We start from the raw sequence: 1,867 nt of genomic DNA, 5'->3' as shown, positions 1-1,867 counted from the left end.
ACGCTCCGACGCATCCTCGGCTTCGCCCGCCCGTACCGGGCGCAGCTCGCGGCGTTCGTCGGGCTGCTGGTGCTCAGCGCGGCCGCCGGCGCCGTCACACCGCTGCTGTTCCGACGTCTCATCGACGACGGCATCGCGACCGGCGACCGCGGGCTCGTGCTGGCCATGGCCGCCGCCGCGGCGTCGATCGCGATCGTCACGGCCGCGCTGGCCGTGGCGGAGCGCTGGTTGTCGTCGCGCGTGGGCGAGGGCCTGATCCTGGACCTGCGGTCCGCCGTCTTCGACCACGTCCAGACGATGTCGCTCGCCTTCTTCGCCCGCGCGCGCACCGGCGCGCTCGTGCAGCGGCTCAACGGCGACGTGCTCGGCGCGCAGCAGGCCTTCACGTCGACGCTGCAGACCGTCGTCTCCAACGGGCTGACGATCGCCTTCACCCTCGCGGCGATGCTCGCCATGTCGTGGCAGCTCACCCTGGTGTCCCTGGTGCTCGTCCCCGCGTTCGTGCTGCCCGCCCGCTGGTTCGGGCGCCGCCTCGCCGGCCTGGCGCGCACCGGGTACGACCTCAACGCGGACGCCGGGCAGATGATGAACGAACGGTTCAACGTCGCCGGCGCGCACCTGGTCAAGGTGTTCGGCGACCCGGAGGCGGAGAGCGCGCGGTACGCGGCCCAGGTGCGCAGGCTGCGCGACCTCGGTGTCCGCACGGCGCTGCTCGGCACCTGGTTCCGCGTCGGCCTGACGACGCTCGCGTCCCTGGCCATCGCCGTCGTCTACGGCCTGGGCGGGCTGCAGGCGATCGCGGGCGAGCTCACGGTCGGGACCGTCGTCGCGCTCACCGCCTACCTCAGTCGTCTCTACGGGCCCCTCTCGGCGATGTCCAACGTGCAGGTCGACGTGATGACCGCGCTGGTCAGCTTCGAGCGGGTGCTCGAGGTGCTCGACCTCGAGCCGGCGCTCGCCGAGAAGCCCGGCGCCGCCGACCTGCGCGCGGCGGTGGCCTCCCGGGGTGCGTCCGTCGAGCTCGACCACGTGACGTTCCGGTACCCGCGCGCCGACGAGGTCTCGCTCGCGTCCCTGGAGTCGGTCGCGACCCTGCGCTCCGACCCCACCGGGGACACGCTGCGTGACGTGTCGTTCTCCGTGCCCGCCGGCGCGATGGTCGCGCTCGTCGGGCCCTCCGGGGCCGGCAAGACGACCGTCTCCCAGCTCGTCTCGCGCCTGTACGACCCCACGTCCGGCGCCGTGCGGATCGCCGGCGCGGACCTCCGCGACGTCACCGCCGCGTCGCTGCGCGGCACGGTGGGCGTCGTCTCGCAGGAGGCACACCTGTTCCACGACACCGTGGCCGCGAACCTCCGCTTCGCCCGCCCCGACGCGACGGACGACGATCTCGAGCAGGCACTGCGCCAGGCCCGCATCTGGGACCTGGTGGCCCGACTGCCCGAGGGCGTCGACACCGTGGTCGGCGACCGCGGCTATCGCCTCTCCGGCGGGGAGCGGCAGCGGCTCGCCATCGCGCGGCTGCTGCTCAAGGCGCCCGACGTCGTCGTGCTCGACGAGGCGACCGCCCACCTGGACTCGGAGTCCGAGGCCGCCGTCCAGGCGGCGCTCGACCAGGCGCTGGCGGGACGCACGTCCCTCGTCATCGCGCACCGGCTGTCGACCGTCCGGGCGGCGGACACGATCGTCGTCCTCGCCGAGGGCCGCGTGGTGGAGACCGGCACGCACGCCGAGCTGCTCGCCGCGGGCGGGCTCTATGCCGAGCTGTACGCGACGCAGTTCGCGGACGCCGGCGCGACGCCCGCCCAGTAGACGCGCACCCTCCGGCCACGCACGACGGCGGCCCGCCACCCCGAGGGGTGACGGG

1 protein-coding gene is annotated in these 1,867 nt (G+C 74.5%); it reads left to right on the top strand.

The window, feature by feature from the left end:
• A partial coding sequence (locus ACFWEK_RS21290; RefSeq protein WP_430555336.1) for an ABC transporter ATP-binding protein occupies positions 1 to 1,812 on the top strand: 1,812 nt, incomplete at its 5' end.
• Positions 1,813 to 1,867 lie beyond the last annotated feature (55 nt).

Source organism: Isoptericola sp. NPDC060257, from assembly GCF_042726645.1.
Lineage (GTDB): Bacteria > Actinomycetota > Actinomycetes > Actinomycetales > Cellulomonadaceae > Isoptericola > Isoptericola nanjingensis.
Note: the sequence above shows the minus strand (reverse complement) of the source record. Positions and strands in the feature narration are given on the sequence as shown.